This window comes from Paraburkholderia sp. RCC_158 (assembly GCF_041355255.1).
In the GTDB taxonomy this organism is placed as follows: Bacteria; Pseudomonadota; Gammaproteobacteria; order Burkholderiales; family Burkholderiaceae; genus Paraburkholderia; species Paraburkholderia graminis.
In genome coordinates, this window is record NZ_JBFUPM010000025.1 from 21,840 (window position 1) to 42,997 (window position 21,158).

Consider the following 21,158-nt stretch of genomic DNA (forward strand, 5'->3'; position numbering starts at 1 on the left):
TTATACGCTCACCAGCGGACCAGGGTTCTTCAGATACTGCGTGCGGATCGCACGCGCGGACCAGTAGGCGAGAGCGGCAACGAGACCCGTCGGGTTGTAGCCGATGCCTTGCGGAAACGCCGACGCACCCATCACGAACACGTTGTGCACATCCCAGCTTTGCAGATAGCGGTTCAACACGCTCGTCTTCGGGTCCGTGCCCATCACCGCGCCACCCACCAGGTGGGTGGTCTGATAGCGGCGCGAATCGAAATGCGCACCGTATTCGCGCGTATAGACGTTGATCGCTTTCGGGCCCATCTGCTCCGCGATGTTGTGCATCTGGCCGGTGACGTACCGCGCCATTGCGATGTCGTTGTCTTTCCAGTCGAACGTCATACGCAGGAGCGGCTGCCCGTACGAATCGCGGTAAGTCGGATCGAGGTCGAGAAACACATCGCGATATGACATGTTTGTTCCATGTGCGTCCATCGAAATCGTGTGCGTATAGTGATCCTTCACAGACTTCTTCCACGTGCTGCCCCAATTCGGCGTGCCGGCCGGCGTCGCAATGCCGCTGATCGGCTTGGTACCCGCCTGATTCACCCACAACGGCGAGCCGCCGACAAAACGGAGCGGACCGTGGTCGAAGTTGTCTGCGTTGAAATCGTCCACCGCAACGCCGTTGCCGCCCGCACCGATGAACGGATTGGTGTACGTGTCCTTGTCGAAGAACGCGGTGATGGTCGACAGGTTCTGATACGCGAAATTGCGGCCGACCACGCCTTCACCGGAGATCGGGTCATACGGCTTGCCGATACCCGACAGCAGCAACAGATGAACGTTGTGATACTGGAAAGCCGCGACGATCACGAGATCGGCGGGCTGGAAAACTTCCTGGCCCGACGGATCGACGTAGGTCACGCCTTTCGCGAGTTTCTTCGAATCGTCGAGATCGACACGCAGCACGTGACAGTGCGAGCGCAACTCGAAATGTGGCGACTGCTTCAGCGCGGGCAGAATGTTGACGTTCGGCGAGGCCTTCGAATACATGTAGCACGCGTAACCGCTGCAAAAGCCGCAGAAGTTGCACGGGCCCATCTGCGCGCCATACGGATTCGTGTACGGACCCGACGTATTCGCCGAAGGCAAACGGTACGGATGCAGCCCGAGTTCTTTCGCGGCCTTGCCGAAACGCTCGGCGGAATATGTATTCAACTGCGCGGGCAGCGGGAAGTTGTCGGTGCGCGGCGCTTCGAACACGTTGCCGTCGCCGACGATCTTGCCGTTGACCTTGTACGCCTGACCTGAGGTGCCGAACACTTTCTCCGCGAAATCGAAATGCGGTTCGAGTTCGTCATAGTTGACGCCGTAGTCCTGGATCGTCATCCCTTCGGGGATGAAGTTTTTGCCATAGCGCTCTTCGTAGTGACTGCGCAGACGCAGTTCTTCCGGCGTAATGCGGAAATGCACGCCCGACCAGTGCAAGCCTGCGCCGCCCACGCCTTCGCCCGGCAGAAAAGCCGCCAATTGGCGATACGGCAGCGCGGTTTCCATCACGTTGTGACGGATCGACACGGTGGTCTTCGAAAGATCGAGGAATAGTTTCTTGCGAACGTTGTACGTGAGTTCGTCGATCGTGTTCGGATACGCGCCGTCCGGATACGTATCGCGATACTCGCCGCGTTCCAGCGCGACCACTTTCAGGCCCGCCTCGGTCAGTTCTTTCGCGAGAATCGCGCCGGTCCAGCCGAAGCCCACGATGACTGCGTCGACGTGCGGTTTGCTGTTGGTAGCCATTAGGCGCGTTTTCCTTCAATCGACACGGGACCATACGGATACGGCTGACCGTTCTGGTTGACGAAGTCCATGAAATCCGCGCGCGCGCCGGGGAAGCCGATCATTCTCCAGCCGCCCATGTCGCGATTGCCGCCATGAATCGGGTCGCAGAAATATCCTTCGCGCGTGTTTTGCAGCAGTTGCGCAAAGAACACGTTGGCGGGCACGTCGCCGAGATCGATGCTGCCTTTTTCGAGCGCGCCGAGCACGGTGTCGCGGGTGAGGGCATCGAGTGCGTCGAAAGACTTCTTATAGGTTTTCGTGCAGTACGCGTTCACCGAAGCAATGCCGAGCCGGTACAGATCGCGCGGCACCAGCTTCAACTGGTAGCCGAGTTCGGGCGCACCTTGCCTGAACGGGCCTTGCATGTACCAGAGCGCGCCGTGCGCATAAGGCGTGTCCATCTGACGGTCGACGAATTCGGGCACGCCCGCTTCGATTGCGCCAGGGCCTTCACTGTCGGCGGGAACCAGACGGTCCACGGCCGCGTGGACGAACGCCCACTCCTTCGCGTCGAAGAAGCGCGGCTTGTAGTCAGCGCGGGACGTGCTGGCGCTATTGTCGCCATTCGGGATCGGTGCGGACGCCGACTGATCCGACCCGTTGTGCTGCGCGTCGCAACCGGCCAGCGTGCCAGCCGGAACGAGCGCGATAGCCGAGCGCAGAAAGCCTCGGCGCGAGGTAAGGGGGAATTCAGGCATGTTCTCGATTCACCAGTGTGGACGCGCAATTGCGTCCGCGACGACAGTCCGCCGCGGACGGATCATATTTGGAACCGGTTCCATCCGCACGTGATTATTTTCGCAAAATGTCGTTGCGAAATCTGGCGGAATTCCGCCGTAGCGCGTGCTTGACCGCCGTGAAGCGTCGTTATGACGGCGGTTTCAGGCATCGGACGATGCACGCACGTTGCCGCGGCAACCGGTTCCCGCTGTTGCATATTTTTCGACAGAAGGTCTGCGGCGAGGAGCTGACGGTGACTGCCAACAAAAATAGACCGCCAATACCCGTCCGGCCTGATTGTTGAATTTTCGCAATCGACCTTTTCGTAATTTACTTTCTTCGCCAAATTTTTGGCCGACGACGCAATTGATTACGACCGTGAATTCATCTTTTTTCGCCGATTGACCCAGTCATCGCCGAGCATGGCGACATTGCCCGTAGACCGCTCCAGCAAGCCTCGAATGCTCAAAGAAAAAATCAGTCCGGAAGGTGATCCGGGCGCGCCGAATCTGTCGCGGTGCCATGCGCTGAAGACCCTCGCGGCCCCCGCCGCACCGTCACTGGATGCGCCTGGCTTCCTGCAGTTATCGAAAGCGCTGACTGCTCATGCATCGATGCATACGGCTTTCACGCGGCTGTTCGCGACGCTCAGCGCCAGCGACACCAGCTTTGCCAGCCGGGCCGGGTCGCTGGTCCGTCAGGTACGCGAAGGGCAGAACCCGCAGCAGTTGCTCGTGGTGGCCAACGCGTCGGGCTGGCACGACGTCGCGCTTGCTATCGTCGCAGGCTTTTCTGTCGACAAGCCGACCGGTCCAATGTGCAAAGCCTCAGGTCAGCTGCGGCTGCGAGGGATCGTTGTTACAGATTTCTATTTTTCAAAGACTTATCTAAAAAAATCTAAGAACCTTCTTAAAACCTTCTAACAGTCGGGTCGGTGCCATGTTTCATTTGAAAAATCAATTACTTGGCGCCCCGCCCGGTGAGCATATGACTATCTTCGGTGCATATTTGACTGGAAGCGGTGAGCATATGACTGGAACCAGTGAGCATATGACTTTCGGAGGTGACTATCTGACGGCGCGCTGTGGATAAGTCGCGATAAGCCCGATAAATAGCTATTCCTAACGCCTTAGTTGGGCGTTGAGGCGCGTGCGTCAGATCTCCTCCTCAGAAGTCGGCGGTTTTTGCCGGCACGGTGAGTATTTGACTCGTTAGCCTGTGGGCAACAATGCCGCAAAGGTGGGTTCGGTCAGTCAAATAGTCACCGGGTGTGACTGATAGTGACCATTTGACTAGGCGGTGCGGCGGTACTTCACGTCAAGCCTGATCACCCGTGCTGTCAATGCCACGCCGGTCCTCTGCGGTGACCATTTGACTCCGAACCACCTTGACCTTGTCCATGTCGTCGATGTGCCAGGAAGCCAGGAAGCCGACTTCGATCAGGCGGTCTAGCGCTGCTTTCATGGCTCGGCGGAAGAATTTGATTTCAGCCATGCGCGATCCACATAATTTATGAATCGTCTCGACCTTCATGGGATAGGGGCGTTGATTAGTCGAGTAGAACGCGTGCAACCATTTTTCCAACGGCGATAGCTGGGTTCTAACCTGCCAGTCGATCCGGGTGTAGTCACCGGGCCTCAGCTGTGCGGCAACCTCCGTGTTGATCTGCACTTTCCAGAATGTGACTTCGTCGAAGCCGCCCTCTTGGGCTCCAGCGTATTTCAGAAGAAGCGGTCCGCCGTAGACGAGAGGCGCGCTGGTTTTCGTGCGTGCGCGAGTGACTTCGAGGGCGCACGCGGTCAGGCGTCGGATGGTTTCCCGAAGCTCTAAAAGGCTGCGCGAGTTTTGCGTCCAGCCCAGCATTTTTATAAGAGATCGGGCTTCGAACTCCACCCATTCCTGTCGACTGTCGACGGTGGTGCCGCGAGACAGGTGAAGGATCTGAAGGTACACATCGTAATCGCGTTGTCGCAGCTCTTCCCCTGTGTAGGTGATCTTGATGTGTTCGAGCGCATAGATCGGTTTTGCCTTCAGATCCATTCGTGCATCTCTTTGCCCGCAGGTGAAGAGTGCCGAACGGACTAGGTCGTGCAGTACCGGTCGATGATCTTCCGACCACAGAGGAATCTGTACCCTCGAAGGCGTTCGTCCAGACTTGGGGCTTTCAATCGCTTTGCCCGCACGGGTCTTCTCGAGCCGGGTAACGATCTCGAGTGCCGTTTCCTTTGCCGCTGGTTGCGCAGTCTCACCGCTCGTCTCCAGAAATTCGGAGGAGAACAAGCCGGATTTTTTCATCCTCATTGCTTTGCCTCATCGTGGATCGGGTATTCTAGTGCCGATTACTTTTTTTGAATATAACAAGAATTTCTGATCGGAAGCCCATGATTAATCCTTTACGCCCTGAGTACAGTGTCGCGGACATCGAGGACCAGGCAAACCGTGTCGCTGACGTGGTCGAACGCGTTCGCAATAGCATTTTTTCGCCAGACTACATCAAGAAGCCCCCTACTTTCTCCATCACCCAACTTGCAGCACTGTGCCGCATTGATCGGAGTGCGCTTGTGAGGCGGCTTGCAAAGGGCGATCTTCCGGCTGGAAAGGAGATCAACAGGTCAAGACGGGACTTCACGCTGGCGGAGGCTCGTCGATGGGCCAAGGCATTTGGACGATCGCACACAAGAAGCGGCGACGATCGGGCCGTGGTAGTAACCACCGGCAACAGTAAAGGCGGGGTCAGCAAAACGACCACGACCATGTGCATGGCACAGGGACTTTCACTTCGCGGGTACCGCGTACTCTGCATTGATCTGGACCCGCAAGGATCATTGACGAGCCTGTGCGGTTATCTACCCGATACCCAGGTCCAGGAAGAGGACACGATCTTGCCTCTTTGTGCGGGCGACGAGACTTCCCTTCGATATGCGATTAAACAGACCTACTGGGATGGTCTTGATGTCGTCGCGTGTAGTCCGGTTGCGTTCGCCGCGGAGTTCCATATTCCAAGTCGCCAGTCCAAGCGCGAACCGGATTTCCGGTTTTACGACGTGCTTAACAGGGGGATCGAAGACATCAGATCTCAATACGACATTATCCTCATCGACACCTCCCCGACTCTTTCGTACCTGTCGTTGAATGCCTTTTTTGCGGCCGACGGGCTCATTATGCCGATGCCTCCACGCGGAATGGATTTCGCCAGTTCCAGCCAGTTCTGGACGCTCTTTTCGGGTCTGGCAACGTCAATTGCGGAGCAGGCCGGCACCCAGAAAACATGGAAGTTCATCGACGTCCTTTTGTGCATGACCGAAGGACAAGACAATGTGAACGAGAGCGTAGTCAGAGAATGGGTCAAAGTGGCTTACGGCGACAAGCTGATGACAGGCGAGATTCCGAAGACCGTGGTGTCGAGCTCGTCAGGGACAAAGTTTTCGACCGTTTATGACATCACCAAGTACACGGGTAGCGCCAAGACATACCAGACAGCGCGGGTGGCGTATGACGCCGCCGTGGATCAAGTCGAGGCGCAGATCCGGCGCGTCTGGGTCGGTTAAAGGAGTTGGCCAATGAGTAAGAAAGAAGAAGCGGCACGTCTCGCCGCAGCAGCGCTTGAACCAGCACTGTTGCCTCGGCTTGAGCGAAGGACCCCACGCCTAGCCATGAACAAGGTGACAGACTTCACAGGAGAGCTGGAGAAGGTTGAGCGGGATCTGAGTGAAGCGAACAGGAAACTGGCGTTGCATGAGGGCGCCCTTCCGACGCGAAAGTTGTCGCCACAATTGATCAGACCCTCAAGGTTTGCAAACCGGATCGAGCGCTCCTTTCAAGGGTCGTCGTTTGAGGCCTTCAGGCAGGAAATCGCGAACGCTGGCGGAAACGTTCAACCTATCAAGGTAAGGCCTGTTTCCGGCGGTTACGAGATTGTTTATGGCCACAGGCGTCATCGTGCTTGTCTCGACTTGGGGCTGGAAGTCCTTTCCCTAGTTCAGGAGAAGATGTCTGATAAGGAACTATTTGAGGAGATGAGTCGGGAGAACGAACAGCGAAGCGACCTCTCCGCGTATGAACTCGCCATGCACTACAAGAGAGGGATAGACAGCAAGCTCTACAGAAACTGGTCTGAAATTGCGGCAGTTCTCGGCAAGGCGAAAAGCCTGATGAGTCGGTACAGCGCGCTCACCGAACTTCCTGAGACCGTGTTGAATGCGTTCGGCTCACCCAGCGACATTCAGCCCAAGTGGGCGGAGAAACTGAGACAGGTGATCGAGGCAGATTCGGCGGCGGTGTTCGAGGCGGCGAAAGCCATAAAAGGAAAGACGCTTTCCCCAAAAGCCGTGTTCGAAGCCCTTATTAATCGACCTCCCCCAGAGTTCACCCGGGTGAACTACCCTTTTGGCGTGTGGACGGAGACGAGCACGAGAGCGCTGATCGACATCGACAAATTGGCTCTTGCTGCCGATGATCTCAAAGCGCTCCAGACATTTTTATCAGCCCTGACCGAGAAAAGTTCACCTCGGTGAACGGGCCTGGAATCCCTTGGGCGGGCGCCATTGACTGTCATGCGCCTACCGGAGCGCGGACTAGTCCGATTAGGGAGTCGCCGCCAGTCGACGGGCGCAACAGTTCACCCGGGTGAACTGAATGCCGCAGACTGAGGCAAAGGTCTCTTGGCGGACGGTGTCCGATTGGGTTATGCGTCTAAAGGCCGCTGTTGGCCGCAAAGACGCCAAGCTGCATCGCCAGTCGGCCGACGACCTTACCGGTATGGGTGAATGGGTATCCTGTCGGACGACCGACGCTGCGTGTCTGCCCGTATAAACGTAGTTGCGACGCGCGTCGGCCGCTACGTGGTTACTGCCCCCACCTTCTCACTCGCTACAACGCAGCGTTACAAGTCGGATGGTCCAGGCTCGGGATGGGGCATAACATTGCGCCGTTGGCGCCGCCGTGTGTTTCGGAGTAACTGGACTAATCTCAAATTGCGGAGTATCACCGACCGCGCTGTGTTCAGCATCGTCGCGGCTGGTTGTTGAACATCAAGACTCGCCGTCACGGCTCCCCTAGTTGCCGCAGCGCTTGATGGCCTCAGGGCAGCTGCTCTATTTCTTCCGCAAGCCGGGAAGCGATGCGATTGCTCAGCGTCCCCCCGCATCGGCTCCAATCGCTTCGTGTGATCCCGCTTTGCGTCAGGCTGCTGAAAAGCGTTGTAGACGAAGCGAGAGTCTCTCGTGGCTGATGGAATCGTCGTTGCGATCGCGTCATGCGTCGCCAGTCAGCGCGATGTCGGCGCGGCGACTATTGTGCCGCGGTCGACGTGTCGCGCGGAGCTGTAAGCCATGCTTGCGGCGAGCACGAAAGGCAAGGCCTCGTCGAGTGATCAGATCCGCTATACCAGCGAAGCGCGCCTCGACCTGATCCGTCTTACCCGTTCCTGCTGGAAGGATCCCGTAATTGCCGGGCGGGCGCTCACATACGATCCGCAAGGGGGCCGGAGCGCTCGAATCGTTTTCATTCACTTGCCGCCAGGTTGACCAAGCGATCCGTACCTCTGCGAGCTCATCGCGCCGTCCGGACTCAACGCGAGAACGGCCACCAGTAGAACCGACGGTTGGCGCGGGACTTGGTGGCGTTGAAAGGGAAGGGATGAGCAATCCGCGCTGCGGGTGACGCTGAAGCTCCCGTTGGGAGAGACAGGCGGGCTTTGAGATTTATGGGCCTAACGTGCGCCGCCGGTAATCCAGCCGATCGGCTACAAGACGCTGGCGGAAGGACAAAAGTGGACTCCGACGAGAAGATAGGGCCCACGGGCAAGCAGGCAGGGAATCAAGCCGGGATAACGGATTGCCAATGGGACAGGAGGGGCACCGAGGTCATCCGACGACGCAAACACAACGTGAAACGAAGTGACCTTGTCTGCTAATTATTATTAGCAGTGGAGTATTTAATAGAGCGAATTGCCGCAACGGCATCTGCGCCGCAGAAAAACTGTTGTAACGGTATCATTTGATCTATGATAGTTGTTCAGATGAACCGAAAGAGGGTGTCATGATCTTGGTTTCGCCGGAACAGATTGCCGCGGTGATGGGGCTGCCGCAGGTGCCGCACTCCGTAGCCGAACTCGACGAGCAGGTGCGCGACGGACTGCCGAAGTCTGCGCTGAAGGAGGGAGTCGGGCATGCGGCCCGCAGCGCCGAAGAGCGCCGCGCGCTGCTCGTGCGCATCGTGCCGGAGGCGACCTTCAAGCGCCGCCGCGAGCGGCTCAGTCCCGATGAGTCGGAGAAGACCGAGCGGCTCGCGCGCATTGTCGCGACCGCCCGCTATGTGTGGGAGGACCCGGAAGGAGACGATCGGGATGCCCGCGAGTTCCTGAACACCGCCCACCCGTTACTCGAGGGCCGCACGCCACTGGAGGTGGCATTCACCGAGCTGGGCGCGCGCCGCGTGGAAGAACTGCTCTGGAAACTGTTCTACGGACTGCCTGCCTGATGCGCATTGTCCGGATCGCCGATCGCCGGCACACCGTCTGGAGTGGGACCGGGGCCATGCTGGTCGGGGGCCGGTTCAACAGTCCCGGCCGGCCGGTTATCTACGGCGCACTGAATTTTGCCGGTGCGATGCTTGAGGTGCTGATCCATGCGCGCATCGGGAAGGTGCCAAAGCACCACGTGTGGGTGGAAACCCAGGTGCCGGACGACCTGCTGGTTGAGCGCATGGACGCGGGCGATCTGCCGCCTGGCTGGGACGCGCCGGATGCGCAGGTCGCGCGCCGCTTTGGCGATCGGTGGATCGAGGAGGGGCGATCGGCGGTGCTCGTGGTGCCGTCCGTGGTCGCGCGGGCGGAATGCAATGCCGTAGTGAATCCCGCGCATCCAGATGCCGGGCGTCTGACAATTTCGGCGCCGCAGCCGGTCATGTGGGACCAGCGGTTGTTCGTTGGTGAAAGAGACGCGACTCCTGAATAGACTCACCGTCGCCTCCCAAAAAGACTCACCTCAAGGTTGACCCGCGGACTTACCTTGGTCGTCCGTCGACCTGCAAGCAAGAGCACTCACTATGGCCAATCAACCGCAACAGCTAACCCTGCCCCCGCCACGGACCTATACCCGCACCGACTTCACCGCGCTGCGCGCGTTCGTGCAGCGCCTGCCAGCGGCGACCATCGCACGCCTTTACTACGATCCCGAGCATTCACCGCATGCGGCAAGTGCCGATGTGATGGAGCGTTACTTGCGCACGATGCGCGATGACTTGGTTCAACTGGCATTGCTGCATGGCTCACCGGTGCTGGCCGATCACCTGAAGGCATCCATCAAACAGCACGGCAACGCGAAGCTCACCGCGATGACCCTACGCATGGTCGAGAAGGCGTCGACGCTCGCGGCCGCGATGCCACTTGCGACGCATCCGGTCCACCTGTGGTTTCGGCCGCTGATCGCGCAGCGGCTAAAAGGGGAGAGCATCACCACCCTTGGGGAGCTGACCGCCTATTGCAATGCGCGCGGCGGCAGCTGGTGGCGCTCCGTCCCACGGATCGGTGCGTTGCGCGCACGCGCGCTCGTCGCGTGGCTGCGACGACACGAAACGACGCTTGGCGTCAAGGTCGCCGCCGATGTCGACACCGCGTCTCTGGTTCCGGCGGATACGGGAAGCGTCGAACGCCCGGACCTAGTCGTGGTCGGCGGGGATCCCCGCGAACCGCGGCTTGCCCCGTTTGAGAGTCTGGCGCTGCCAGCGACGCTGTCCGGTGGAAACGGTCCCCACCGTGGCGTCAATCGCGCGAGCAGTTTTGCGTTCATCCGCGCTGAGCACGATTTGGCAGCGGTGCACGCCTACCTGCATCGCTATCGCGATCGGTCGACGACCTTGCGTGCCTACACGCGCGAGCTTGAGCGACTGATTCTGTGGAGCGTGGTGGTTCGTAAAAAAGCATTGTCGTCGCTGACCGTCGAGGACTGTGAAGCATACAAGGATTTTTTGAAAGCGCCGTCCTCGGAGTTCGCCGGACCGAAGCGCGCGCGCACCAGTGGGCGGTGGCGGCCGTTCACGCCGGAAGGCTTGTCGGCAGACAGTCAGGCGTACGCCGTGCGCGTGCTGCGCGCGGCTTTTGCGTGGCTGGTTGAAGTGCGCTATCTGGCGGGCAATCCTTGGAGCGCTGTTCATGAACCAGCCACCATCACGCGTGAGTCGGCCATGCAGGTTCAGCGGGCACTGTCGGCAAAGCTGTGGACGCACGTGCGGGTGGCACTCGATGAACGATGTGCTCGCTTTGCGTTGGTCGATTTGAACGTCTCGGGGAACGAAGAGGGGCGTCAATGGCGCGCGGCGCGAGCGGCGATTTTGCTGATGGGCGATTCCGGTCTGCGTCGGGCCGAGGCGACCTTGGCGCGTCGGGAAGATCTGCGTCGAGCTGAAGACCCGGAAGATCGTCGGACAGCGAAACGCCAAACTTCGCGTGCCTCGGCGAGGAGTGCATCACAAAGTTATGCATCGACGGGCCGGACGCCGACGGGAAGCTTAGCCGCAGGTACGTCGGCGGCGGCGCTAACATCGTTGTCTGTTTCGTCCCCCGAACCCGCTGGGGCGGCACGGGCAGTCTGGGCGTTGACCATCGTTGGTAAGCGCCGCAAGCAACGCACGGTGCCGGTCAGCCCCGCGACCGTTGACGCGCTGCGCGCGCACTGGCAGGACCGGGGCGTCGACTTCGACGCTGCATCGGCGCACGGACCCCTGATCGCGCCGACGTGGATTCCTGGCACGTCCGCGGCGCTCGAGCGACATCAGGCGCCTTGGACCCAACCGGACGAAGCACAAGATGCCGACCTCCAAAATGAAGTGATCGATAGAGGCAAGGTGGACGCGATGCCCTACACGGTTGACGCGTTGGGACGCATCGTGCGCATTGCGATGCAGCGGCTGAGCGCAGAGACCGCCGCGCTGGTCGACTTCAGCGCGGACGATCTGGTGCGGTTGGCCAACACCTCAGCTCACGCGTTTAGGCACACCTTTGGTACGCGTGCTGTCGCGCGCGAGATGCCGATCGACGTGGTACAAGCAATTCTCGGTCACGCGTCCCTGCAGACCACCTCGATCTATGTGCGGGCCGAGCGGCGACGCATGCTGGAGGCAGCAGCGCGCTATTACGCCGATGATGAGAGGTCAAAAGAAGACCCATGACACCGTCCCCGTCGATTGCGCAGAATCAATCGGCTGCAGCGACGAACGCGCTGGCAAGGACGGAAGAATCAGCGAGCACCGCGGCACCTGTGACTGCCTGTCGGTGATAGTGCCTTGTCGTGTTGCGCCGCAAGTGAAGGGCGCTATTGCTAAAGCTCTTGATAAATCACGGGCGCGAACTTCATTGCCTCGCAGAGAGATGCGACGCTCTATCTGAAATCAGGCGATTACGTCGAGTGCTGGGCGAATTATTCCTGCGAGCAGTGGCACACCCGCCGCGATCCGAGGCACGACATCGAGCTATTTTGAAGGCGTCTACATCGGTGAATAAGTAGGCTCTCTGCAAGACGCACACAGGTAAAATAGGCCACCTAGTCAGACAAGAAACGGGGCCCGATGCGCGCACTCAAGTCGTTGTTTTCCACCCCGGCCATGGACGCCGCCCAAGGTGCGCCGTCTGCCGAACCTTCTTCTTCTGGCAGTCGGCAGACCGTTTTTGATCTTTATGCAACCGATGAGCGAGTGAAGACGCAGGTCGGGAGCCGTTCGGATGGCCGGGTGCACTCCACGGGACGTACCGGGTTTCTGCTGTACGGCCCCTATGTGACGCTCCCTGCCGGAAGTTATGAGGCTGTCATCACCGCGCGTGCCGACGTGCCTGCGGGTGCGGTGATCGACTTCGATGTCATGGCAGAGCTTGGCGGTTTCATGCTCGCGCAACGAACGAACGAAACTTGCCTTAATCGCGAGGTTCCTGTGCGTCTTCCCTTTACCCTCGAGCACGAGCGCAGCGGCATTGAGATTCGTATGAATGTCGATGCGCAAGTGCGCGCGACGGTTGAGAGAGTGCAGATCGACAGTGTCTCGACATCCGGGATCGTACGCGAGAAGACGCGCATTTTCGATAATGAAGAAACGGTCGCGGATCTCACCTCGATCGATTCGCGCAACATCTGCATCACGTTCCAGCCGTTTGACTTCACCGGGTTCGAGGCGAAAGGCTTCGCGGAGGACTTCTTCCCGTCAATCGGATATGACGTGCTGTGCTTCAAGCCCAAACGCAACGTGTGGTATCAGGACATGCCGTCCATGCCGCCCGCGGTGTGTAGCCTGCTTGGATCCTATGAACGACGCGTCGCCTATGGCTCCAGCATGGGTGCATATGCCGCGCTCTATTTCGCCGACGACCTTATGGCGGATCACGTGATTGCCGTGAGCCCGCAGTACTCGCCAATCCTGGCCGATATCCCATTCGAAAAACGGTGGCACGACGTTCTGCGCTCGGTAGGCATATCGCATCGCTGGCATGACCGGGTTGTCGGGGCGCACACGACCATACTTTACGACCCGATGCTCACCGCGGACCGGCTGCATGTCGATCTGCTGCGCCCTCATCTGGCAAATCTGCACGAGCTTCGCCTGCCATTTTCCAGTCACCCAAGCATTGCACCACTGCAAGAGAGCCGGCAACTGAAACCCGTTCTGCTCGCGCTTCTTGACGGCAAGAACGTCGATCTGCAGTCCGTGCGGCGCATAATGCGTGAGCGCTCTCAGCACTACGCGCGCACGCTGATTCTGCACGCTAACACACGCAATCCAGTCCGCGCGCTTGGCCTCTTTAACCATATAGTGCGCACCACCGAGAAGGCGCCCACATGGATCAGGAGTTTCGCGGACGTGTTCGCCACACAGCTTGAGTATCGCGGCCATCCTGAATTTGCCAAGCAGGCGCGTGCGATCGCGCAATCGGCACTCGAGATAGAGACGGCCTGACGCGTCGCTTCCACCAACTTATTGAAAGCCGCCTTCGGGCGGCTTTTTCGGTTCTGGCGGCCAGATGAATTGCTGGCCCCTCTACATAATCGCGTCAACTGTAAGTACCGGCTTTTCCGCTCCCTCGGTTACGGGTGCAGGTCCCCACGGTCTTGATTCTGCAACCACGCAATACGTGGTCGTTAATACCCACGTTCATGAATCCTTCGTCTATTAGCGGCTCGACTCTACTGCGGAACTCACCGGCCGTTTAATCATTGGCCATTCCCGATCGACGATTTCTGTCGCCAGCTCCGTAGCTGAAAATTCTTCCAAGCGTCAAGTTGATGCCCGGCGGCGGAGTACACGACTCGCTTGTGGCGTTGAGGCCGCGACCGACTCCTGAAGTCTGTCTGCGTTTGCGCTAAGTGGGTGAGGTCGACGGGGCCTTATTCGGCCATCCGCGAATCCGTGATCGCGCCCAGCCCAGCTGCGCTTCTTACTCGATGCCCGCGGGGACAGCTTTTTGGTGGCCACGTGGGGACCTTCGAAGCATGGTCCGGACTGCCGAGGGTCCTGAAGTGCGATACTTGCAGGGCAACTCGGTGAGAAGAGTCGTCATCAGCACTCTGCTTTCCTGGCAGTAGCGAGACTATCGGCTGCTCATGCGCGCACGAGTGTAAAGCAACGGGAAATTACCGATGTTCCTGCGAATACCACCGTATCGGTCTCGTCCATCAAAACAAAAGTACCGGACATCGCGCTTGGCCCGCTAGGAGGGACGCATCTACCGAGACAGGCCGTCCTATTGCAGCGGACCGCGCAAAAATCGCTTAGGCGTCTGCTTCTCTTAACAATGAGCATCGCACAACGCGCCATTGAGCGGAAGCGCTGCGAGGATCTGCATCAGGCATTGGGCGGGCGTCGTAATGGCCGTCTGAACATGCACTTCGGGTCGCGCCGGCGCTTCATAAGACGATTCGATGCCGGTGAATTGTCGAATCGCGCCTTGCCGGGCCAGTGCGTAGAGTCCCTTGGGATCGCGCGCTTCAGTTACCGTAAGCGGAACGTCGACGAACACTTCAATGAACTCGCCGTCATTGAAAAGCGAGCGGGCCGCCAGTCGGTCCGCGCGAAAAGGCGAGATGGTCGCCGCTATCGCGATGATGCCGGCATCGACCATCAATTTGGCAACTTCGGAAACGCGGCGGATGTTTTCGTGACGGTCATCGACTGAGAAACCCAGATCCTTGTTCAGACCTCGACGCAGATTGTCGCCGTCAAGTACATATGTATGCATGCCTCTGGAGTGCAGCGTTTGCTCGAGCAGATTCGCAAGTGTGGACTTGCCTGCGCCTGAGACGCCCGTCAGCCAGACGACGAAAGGGCGTTGCTGCTTGAGGCGCGAGCGGTCCGTCCGAGTGACTACCGTAACCGCTGGCACCACGTATTTTTGTTGTTCTCGTAACATTTTTTCGAATTCGAAAGGGTTTCTGCAATACCTTACGGACCAATTACCTGACGTTTAATCGTGATATCGAGCTTACGTAATAGTAACTCGGTGAAAACACTTTGACAGCTATTCGAATTAGAAGTGGCGAATTGACGACATTAATGTGGCTTGACAATTTCTTGTCCGTTGTTCGTTCAATCCGCCAATTCGTTTGCTCCAACGGGGGCACGCTTCGCGTTTGCTAGGCGGTGGTCAAGCGCGCCCCGGTAGCGGCATAACGTCAGGCGCTCGACCCCCGACCGTAGGTGTCTTCGAAGCGCACAATATCGTCCTCACCGAGATAAGCGCCTGACTGAACCTCGATGAGTTCGAGTGGGATCTTGCCCGGATTTAGAAGCCGATGCGTGACGCCCACCGGGATATAAATGGATCGATTCTCAGTGAGCAGAATCTGCTCATCGCCATTTGTGACAAGCGCGGTGCCGCGCACGACGATCCAGTGTTCCGCGCGATGATGATGCATCTGCAAGCTGAGTTGTGCGCCCGGACTAACAACGATGCGCTTGACTTGGAAGCGCTGGCCTGTGTCGATGCCTTCATACGAGCCCCACGGACGTTGCACGCGTCGATGTGTGACAGACTCTTGACGACCCGACGCATTGAGCCGCTCGACGATCTTCTTGACGTCTTGAACCTTATCGCGATGAGCGACCAGAACGGCATCGGCGGTTTCAACGATCACGACGTTCTCTACGCCAATCGCCGCAATCATGCGATGCTCGGAGCGGATATAGGAATCCTTGACCGAGTCGATCATGACATCGCCGAGAGTAACGTTTCCGTCGACATAGCCTTCCCCGAGTTCTGCGAGTGCGCTCCAGGAGCCGATGTCGTTCCAGCCGAGATTGTCGGCAACGACGACCGCAGCGCGATCCGTGCGTTCCATGACGGCGTAGTCGATCGAGACGTTGGGACTCGCGGCGAAAGCGGCGCTGTCCAGACGCAGGAAATCGCTGTCGCGTTTTGCTTCCATTAATGACAGTCTTGCCTGCTCTGCGATCTCGGGCTCATAATGCGCGAGCTCTTCAAGATAGGTCGTGGCGGGCAGCATGAACATGCCGCTGTTCCAGTAGTGATTGCCGGCTTGCACGAATTGTTCGGCGGTTTGTGCGTCGGGCTTCTCGACGAATGAATCGACAAGATAGGATTCCTTCTCATTCGTCAGCTGCTTGCCGCTTCGAATATAACCATAGCCGGTGTGAGGCATCGTGGGCCGGATGCCGAAGGTCACCAAGTAACGATTACGGGCCGCCTGAGCGGCGACGTCCACAGCTTCGGCGAAATCCTTTTGATTGGCGATAACATGGTCCGAGGGTAGGACGAGCAGCAACGCGTCCGGATTCTGTTGCAACGCGAGATGCGCCGCGACGGCGATGGCCGGCGCGGTATTGCGTCCCACCGGTTCGAGAACGATGGCGGACGGTTGGACATTCACCTGCTGCATCTGCTCGGCTACCATGAAGCGCTGATCATTGTTCGTGACCACGATGGGCGCTGCACCGCCTGGGATATTGCGCAAGCCAGGGCGGTCTGCTGCACGAGAGACGTGTCGCTCGTCAGCTTCAGATCTTGTTTTGGATAGCCGCCACGCGACATTGGCCAGAGTCGCGTTCCGCTGCCACCGCACAAGATAACCGGAAAGACATTCATGCTTTGATCCCTAGCGTTTAAAAATTTTGTTTGTTGGATGCTTGCCATTTGCGCGAAGCGTTGCGGTCTCCGTCCGTTTATTTTTCTGACCTATTCGCCAATGTAGATGATGCAAGGCGTTGCGAATCCATCGAACAATCTTAATGGCCGGTCGCGAGCGGCTGCGTACAGGCGCGAGCGGTCGCCGGGAGGGCGGTGTCAATTGCCTGACGACCGCTTCAGGAGTAGTGAACATCTTCAGCGTCCAGTCGAAGTAGACAGGATAGCGAATCAATGCGGCGGATACGAGCGTGTCCAGAGACAGCCTTCGTTGCCGATGCGGAACCGGACCCGGCACATCGTGCGTGAGGCCCCATCCCGCATAGAAGGGGATTCCGTAGGCGTGCACGATCTTTCCACGCAGCAGTGCATCGAAGCCGGACAGCGAGGACAAGGTGTGTACTTCGTCTGACACGTCGATGAGCGAGATCAGATCCGCCTCCGTGTCGACGACATCGGCGAGGCGGTTTGCATCGATCAGGCCTCGCCGGTTGCCCGAAAGAACGTCTGGATGCGGCTTATACACGATGAACGCATCTGGTCGGCGCGCGCGAACTTCTCGCAGGAGGGCAGTCGACGTGGAGATGGCGCCGGTGCCGAGTCGGATGGAAGCGTCGTCGGCCACTTGCCCGGGCACGAGAATGACCGTTTTACCCTGCTGTGCACGCCAGGTCGGCTTCTTTCGGCCTAGGTTGTATTTCGTAAGGCCGGCGGTGCAGATCATCTGCCGAAGCTTCGAGGCGCGCATTAATTCTTCATCGTCGAAGTCCGCTTCGTTGAGCAGCACAGTGAGATCGCTCAAGCCGGTCGCGTCGAAATACAAGTGCTGCGTGTCGATGACCTGGCTGCACGGTGCAACCATGTCGGAACCAAGGCCGGTCGAATGGATGAAACCGTCTTCCATGCGCACGATTCTCGTCGCTGGCCCGATATCGCTCGCGGGCCGTGCGCCCCATACCGCCACGCATTCGTCATCGCTCAATTCTTCGGCGCTGTCTACCCATCTCAGACGACCGGCGCCGGCGCGGAGAAAAGGCGTCGCGAACGGTCGCTTCCACCATCGGAAGCGCATGCCTGCAACATTGCCGAGCGCTTCGAAGCGGAGCGACGTATTCCGCTGCAATTCGACGCTATCAAGCAGCGAAGTGAGCGTGCCGCTTTCGTGCGTCGACGGATCCACGTATTGCGACAGTCGAAGGAACACGGCATCGAACAACGCCGATGCGCGAGGACGGGAGCGGCGCGTCGGTACCGGATGATGATCGTCCGTGAGGCCCCAGCCTGCGAAATACGGCGCGCCGAACACATGGACCGTTTGTCCTCCGAGTACCGAATGCGCCGCTTCATGCGCCGATACCGTGTAAACGTGGTCGGCCTTTTCCAGCGCCGCACAAAGGGAGTGACGCGGGCTCAGTCGACGCGTGCCCGGCGGTAACGATCGAGCAGATGACAGCCACGCGCCGTTACCGCACGAAGCAGAACGTCCAAGCCAAAATGTGGCGCCGGGATGCGCCGCTTGCGCCGCTTCGACCATTCTGCCAAACGCGGCCCGACGCTGGCGAGATGTCCAGTCCGTATCGATCGCGCTCTCGCGTTCATCGATGAGAACGACGTGGGAGGACGCGGGGTGCGCGAGTATCGCCGGATCACAGATCGGCAGCACGAGTTCAGAATCGAGCGCGTAAAGAGCGCGCACGCGATGCATGAGTTTCGCGACGTCGGCAGAGAATCCCGCGCTCGCGTCCTTCGTCAGGATATCGTCGATGGCTGCGTAAAGCTGCCACGGTGCGTTCTGCGCGCCACGCAGCGTGAACCAAGACAACGCAGGCGCGCGGATATCCGCGCGCGGCATGATGACGCCCGGCCACGTAATATGCATCTGCATCTGCATAGGTCGCACGAGCCGCCATACGATGCGACCGATGCGGGAGTCGAGCCGGACATCGAGCGCGTCATCGCAACGCGCAAGCCTCGGCCGCGAAATGGCCGCGGGGAGCTGAGGTGCGGCGCGCAGTTTCATCTAGTTAGCTCTTCGAGGAAGCCATCGATCTTGTCGAAATGATCTGGCCACGTCGGCACCCGGAATTGATCGATTCGCGCGAGTTGCGCGCGACGTGCGTCGCTGTCGGACCGCGCGTACGATTCGATGGCGGCTTTCCATCCCGGTCCATCAAGCGGATCAAGGAAATGCGGAACTTCGCCGGCGATCTCGTGAAACACCCCGAGGTTGCTCGCGATGACCGGCACGCCCATTGCGAGCGCTTCGACCAGCGGCATGCCGAATCCTTCGGCAAACGACGGAAACAGCAGCGCCTGCGAATGCTGAAGCCATGCGCGCAAGCGGTCGTCGTCGCATTCGGGCTCTTCGATGATCACTCCGCGCAGCGCCGCGCAACGTTCGAGCATGTCCACCGCGTTTTCGCATTCCCACCCGCGGCGCCCGATGATCACGAGCTTCGGAGCGGCATCACCAAGGCTTTCGACGACTCTCCTCCAAACGTGAAGGATGAACCAGTGGTTCTTGCGAGGCTCGATCGTGCCAAGAATGACGAAGTAATTTGCATTGAACGGCCGGGCGGTCAGCGACGCCTCCGAGATGCCGGGAGCTAGATGAGCAACCACAGTCGGCGGCAAAAACAGGCGCGCGGAGCGTGCTTCGGCTGCGAGCTCGTCCAGCGTATCCTGGGAGTTTGCAATCAGTCCGTGCGCTTGCCTGAGTGCCGTGTGAATGCGCGAGCGATGCTTGACGTCGATTCCCGTCCGGCAATATTCCGCATGTGTAAGCGGAATGAGATCATGCACCATGAATACTGTACGAATCTCGCGCCTGGACAATGCTTGGTAATAGCGGCCATGTTCCATGCCGTTATGACTGAGATGCAACAGCACACCTGGCCCGCAACGCTTACCGCCGAACATTTGACCGATGCATGCGCGCGCGATTAGTCGGCGAATCGTATTGCGCTCACGCGTGACCGACAAGAGTAAGTCAAAAGCACGCTGCGAGTCTTTTTCGCTGAGGACGCCAAGCCATCCGGCTTCGCTAAGTACCGCGCGCGCTTGTGCCCGGTATCGGGCGACATAAGCCAGACTTACACGGTCCACTCCTGTCGGCTTTAAGCCGTGGTAAAGGCGCGACAATGAGCGGCTGACGTCTAGATAAATGGTTGACACGACTGGCTTGGTTCGATTTTTTTAGCGGTGCGGTTACAGGCCGCGCTAAGGGAATGAACAGCGCGCAGTTTTTAAGGCCTCTGTGTATGATTTTAACCTTTAGCGTGCGACAATCCCTGCCGCCCAGGTTATTTTCCAAGAAAAGATGTCGCGCTCATGTTCTAATTTTTTCGGCATTGCCTTGATGGCTGGAGGATGCTTCCTTGCAGGATGCTCCGCGATTCCGACATCCGGCCCAAGCAGCACGCAAATAAATCGCGCGTCGAAGTCCTTCGATACCAACGGCATCCAGATCGTAGATCTGACCGACGACGTGGCACGCAAGCTTGTCGCGGAGCGCCGGCGCGGCGATTTTTCTGCGTCGCTGGGCAATCAGTTGAGCTTCAATCAGCAACTCGGCGTTGGGGATACCGTCGAAGTGTCGATATGGGAAGCGCCTCCCGCAACCTTGTTCGGCGGTACGCCAACCGACGTTAAGAACGGCCCCGGCAGTTCACACGTCACCACGCTTCCTGACCAGACCATCGATGGCGCGGGTGCCATCACGGTGCCTTTCATCGGCGCCGTCAGAGCCGCGGGGCGCACCCCAACCGAATTGCAGGTCGAGATCGCACGACGCCTGAAGAACATGGCGCACAATCCGCAGGTGCTAGTCAAACTGTCTACTAATGTGACCTCTTACGTCACGGTTGTGGGCGACGTAACGACCAGCAATCGAATGCCGCTGACGGCGCGCGGCGAACGTGTGCTCGATGCTGTCGCCGGCGCCGGCGGCGTCCGCGACCCCATCGACAAGGTCACCATCCAAGTAACGCGCGGAGAGAAGTTCGTGTCCTTGCCATTGGGCACTGTGATTCGCGATCCGCGCCAAAATGTGCCGCTCCACGCGGGCGACGTTGTGACGGCGGTGTATCAGCCTTATAGCTTTACGGCCCTCGGCGCCACGGGAAAGAACGACGAAGTCAATTTCGAGGCGCAAGGCATCACGCTGGCACAGGCAATCGCGCGCGCCGGCGGACTTCAGGACTCGCGCTCGGATGCGCGCGGCGTATTCATTTTCCGGCTGGAAAAGCCTGATGCATTTCAATGGCCCAACAACCCGGTCTATCTGACGCCCGACGGCCGCGTGCCCGTCATCTATCGGGTCGATCTCCGCAATCCGGCTTCTATGTTCGTCGCTCAAAGCTTTGTGATCGACAACAAGGATTTACTTTATGTATCGAACGCGCCGGTCACAGAACTGCAGAAAGTCTTGAATCTGTTCTTCTCGGTCGCCTATCCGGTGGTGACGGGAGTCCAAACATTCCGGTGATTCTCAATG

The 21,158-nt window shown here is 58.9% G+C and carries 14 protein-coding genes and 1 pseudogene; 8 read left to right on the top strand and 7 right to left on the bottom strand.

The window, feature by feature from the left end:
• Complete coding sequence (locus tag AB6809_RS31075) at positions 1 to 1,779, bottom strand: GMC family oxidoreductase (protein ID WP_371027971.1); 1,779 nt, start codon at positions 1,777 to 1,779, stop codon at positions 1 to 3.
• Complete coding sequence (locus tag AB6809_RS31080) at positions 1,779 to 2,519, bottom strand: gluconate 2-dehydrogenase subunit 3 family protein (RefSeq protein ID WP_371027972.1); 741 nt, start codon at positions 2,517 to 2,519, stop codon at positions 1,779 to 1,781. Before AB6809_RS31080 ends, AB6809_RS31075 begins: the two co-directional genes overlap by 1 nt.
• Before the next feature lie 372 nt (positions 2,520 to 2,891).
• Between AB6809_RS31080 and AB6809_RS31085 the strand changes: the two genes are divergently transcribed.
• The gene (locus AB6809_RS31085) at positions 2,892 to 3,464 is read left to right on the top strand and encodes a sugar dehydrogenase complex small subunit (protein WP_371027973.1); all 573 of its coding nucleotides are present in this window, start codon (positions 2,892 to 2,894) and stop codon (positions 3,462 to 3,464) included.
• A gap of 394 nt (positions 3,465 to 3,858) precedes the next feature.
• Here AB6809_RS31085 and trfA read toward each other — a convergent pair whose 3' ends face one another.
• Complete coding sequence (gene trfA, locus AB6809_RS31090) at positions 3,859 to 4,836, bottom strand: plasmid replication initiator TrfA (protein WP_371027974.1); 978 nt, start codon at positions 4,834 to 4,836, stop codon at positions 3,859 to 3,861.
• A gap of 86 nt (positions 4,837 to 4,922) precedes the next feature.
• Between trfA and AB6809_RS31095 the strand changes: the two genes are divergently transcribed.
• The 6 genes from AB6809_RS31095 to AB6809_RS31120 all read left to right on the top strand — a co-directional run bounded on the left by AB6809_RS31095 (position 4,923) and on the right by AB6809_RS31120 (position 13,482).
• Positions 4,923 to 6,089: an AAA family ATPase gene (locus AB6809_RS31095; RefSeq protein ID WP_371027975.1), complete on the top strand. Its 1,167-nt coding sequence runs from the start codon at positions 4,923 to 4,925 to the stop codon at positions 6,087 to 6,089.
• A 12-nt stretch (positions 6,090 to 6,101) separates the two neighbouring features.
• On the top strand, positions 6,102 to 7,055 hold the full coding sequence (locus tag AB6809_RS31100; protein WP_371027976.1) for a ParB/RepB/Spo0J family partition protein: 954 nt from the start codon (positions 6,102 to 6,104) through the stop codon (positions 7,053 to 7,055).
• A 1,525-nt stretch (positions 7,056 to 8,580) separates the two neighbouring features.
• On the top strand, positions 8,581 to 9,021 hold the full coding sequence (locus tag AB6809_RS31105; RefSeq protein WP_371027977.1) for an antitoxin Xre/MbcA/ParS toxin-binding domain-containing protein: 441 nt from the start codon (positions 8,581 to 8,583) through the stop codon (positions 9,019 to 9,021).
• Positions 9,021 to 9,497, top strand: a complete 477-nt coding sequence (locus AB6809_RS31110; RefSeq protein ID WP_371027978.1) for an RES family NAD+ phosphorylase — start codon at positions 9,021 to 9,023, stop codon at positions 9,495 to 9,497. The genes AB6809_RS31105 and AB6809_RS31110 overlap by 1 nt, the downstream gene beginning before the upstream one ends.
• A gap of 91 nt (positions 9,498 to 9,588) precedes the next feature.
• Positions 9,589 to 11,709, top strand: a complete 2,121-nt coding sequence (locus AB6809_RS31115; RefSeq protein ID WP_371027979.1) for a phage integrase family protein — start codon at positions 9,589 to 9,591, stop codon at positions 11,707 to 11,709.
• A 396-nt stretch (positions 11,710 to 12,105) separates the two neighbouring features.
• On the top strand, positions 12,106 to 13,482 hold the full coding sequence (locus tag AB6809_RS31120; protein ID WP_371027980.1) for a hypothetical protein: 1,377 nt from the start codon (positions 12,106 to 12,108) through the stop codon (positions 13,480 to 13,482).
• Positions 13,483 to 14,311: 829 nt separating this feature from the next.
• Here AB6809_RS31120 and cysC read toward each other — a convergent pair.
• The 4 genes and pseudogenes from cysC to AB6809_RS31140 all read right to left on the bottom strand — a co-directional run bounded on the left by cysC (position 14,312) and on the right by AB6809_RS31140 (position 19,837).
• Entirely contained in the window at positions 14,312 to 14,932 is a 621-nt protein-coding gene (gene cysC / locus AB6809_RS31125; RefSeq protein WP_371027981.1) for an adenylyl-sulfate kinase, read from the bottom strand.
• 262 nt (positions 14,933 to 15,194) lie between these two features.
• Positions 15,195 to 16,624, bottom strand: a pseudogene (locus tag AB6809_RS31130) (mannose-1-phosphate guanylyltransferase/mannose-6-phosphate isomerase).
• A 10-nt stretch (positions 16,625 to 16,634) separates the two neighbouring features.
• On the bottom strand, positions 16,635 to 18,683 hold the full coding sequence (locus AB6809_RS31135) for a capsular biosynthesis protein (protein WP_371027982.1): 2,049 nt from the start codon (positions 18,681 to 18,683) through the stop codon (positions 16,635 to 16,637).
• Positions 18,680 to 19,837 carry a glycosyltransferase family 4 protein gene (locus AB6809_RS31140; RefSeq protein ID WP_371027983.1) on the bottom strand — a complete coding sequence of 386 codons (1,158 nt, stop codon included), beginning with the start codon at positions 19,835 to 19,837 and terminating at the stop codon, positions 18,680 to 18,682. The genes AB6809_RS31135 and AB6809_RS31140 overlap by 4 nt, the downstream gene beginning before the upstream one ends.
• 145 nt (positions 19,838 to 19,982) lie before the next feature.
• Here AB6809_RS31140 and AB6809_RS31145 point away from each other — a divergent pair, with 145 nt between their 5' ends.
• Positions 19,983 to 21,149: a polysaccharide biosynthesis/export family protein gene (locus AB6809_RS31145; protein ID WP_371027984.1), complete on the top strand. Its 1,167-nt coding sequence runs from the start codon at positions 19,983 to 19,985 to the stop codon at positions 21,147 to 21,149.
• Positions 21,150 to 21,158: the final 9 nt, after the last annotated feature.

What these genes read in the sequence shown, in the direction of transcription:
- AB6809_RS31075 (WP_371027971.1), bottom strand. Translation starts at nt 1,779, where the DNA reads ATGGCTACCAACAGCAAACCGCACGTCGACGCAGTCATCGTGGGCTTC.
- AB6809_RS31080 (WP_371027972.1), bottom strand. Translation starts at nt 2,519, where the DNA reads ATGCCTGAATTCCCCCTTACCTCGCGCCGAGGCTTTCTGCGCTCGGCT.
- trfA (WP_371027974.1), bottom strand. Translation starts at nt 4,836, where the DNA reads ATGAAAAAATCCGGCTTGTTCTCCTCCGAATTTCTGGAGACGAGCGGT.
- AB6809_RS31095 (WP_371027975.1), top strand. Translation starts at nt 4,923, where the DNA reads ATGATTAATCCTTTACGCCCTGAGTACAGTGTCGCGGACATCGAGGAC.
- AB6809_RS31100 (WP_371027976.1), top strand. Translation starts at nt 6,102, where the DNA reads ATGAGTAAGAAAGAAGAAGCGGCACGTCTCGCCGCAGCAGCGCTTGAA.
- AB6809_RS31105 (WP_371027977.1), top strand. Translation starts at nt 8,581, where the DNA reads ATGATCTTGGTTTCGCCGGAACAGATTGCCGCGGTGATGGGGCTGCCG.
- AB6809_RS31110 (WP_371027978.1), top strand. Translation starts at nt 9,021, where the DNA reads ATGCGCATTGTCCGGATCGCCGATCGCCGGCACACCGTCTGGAGTGGG.
- AB6809_RS31115 (WP_371027979.1), top strand. Translation starts at nt 9,589, where the DNA reads ATGGCCAATCAACCGCAACAGCTAACCCTGCCCCCGCCACGGACCTAT.
- AB6809_RS31120 (WP_371027980.1), top strand. Translation starts at nt 12,106, where the DNA reads ATGCGCGCACTCAAGTCGTTGTTTTCCACCCCGGCCATGGACGCCGCC.
- cysC (WP_371027981.1), bottom strand. Translation starts at nt 14,932, where the DNA reads ATGTTACGAGAACAACAAAAATACGTGGTGCCAGCGGTTACGGTAGTC.
- AB6809_RS31135 (WP_371027982.1), bottom strand. Translation starts at nt 18,683, where the DNA reads ATGAAACTGCGCGCCGCACCTCAGCTCCCCGCGGCCATTTCGCGGCCG.
- AB6809_RS31145 (WP_371027984.1), top strand. Translation starts at nt 19,983, where the DNA reads ATGTCGCGCTCATGTTCTAATTTTTTCGGCATTGCCTTGATGGCTGGA.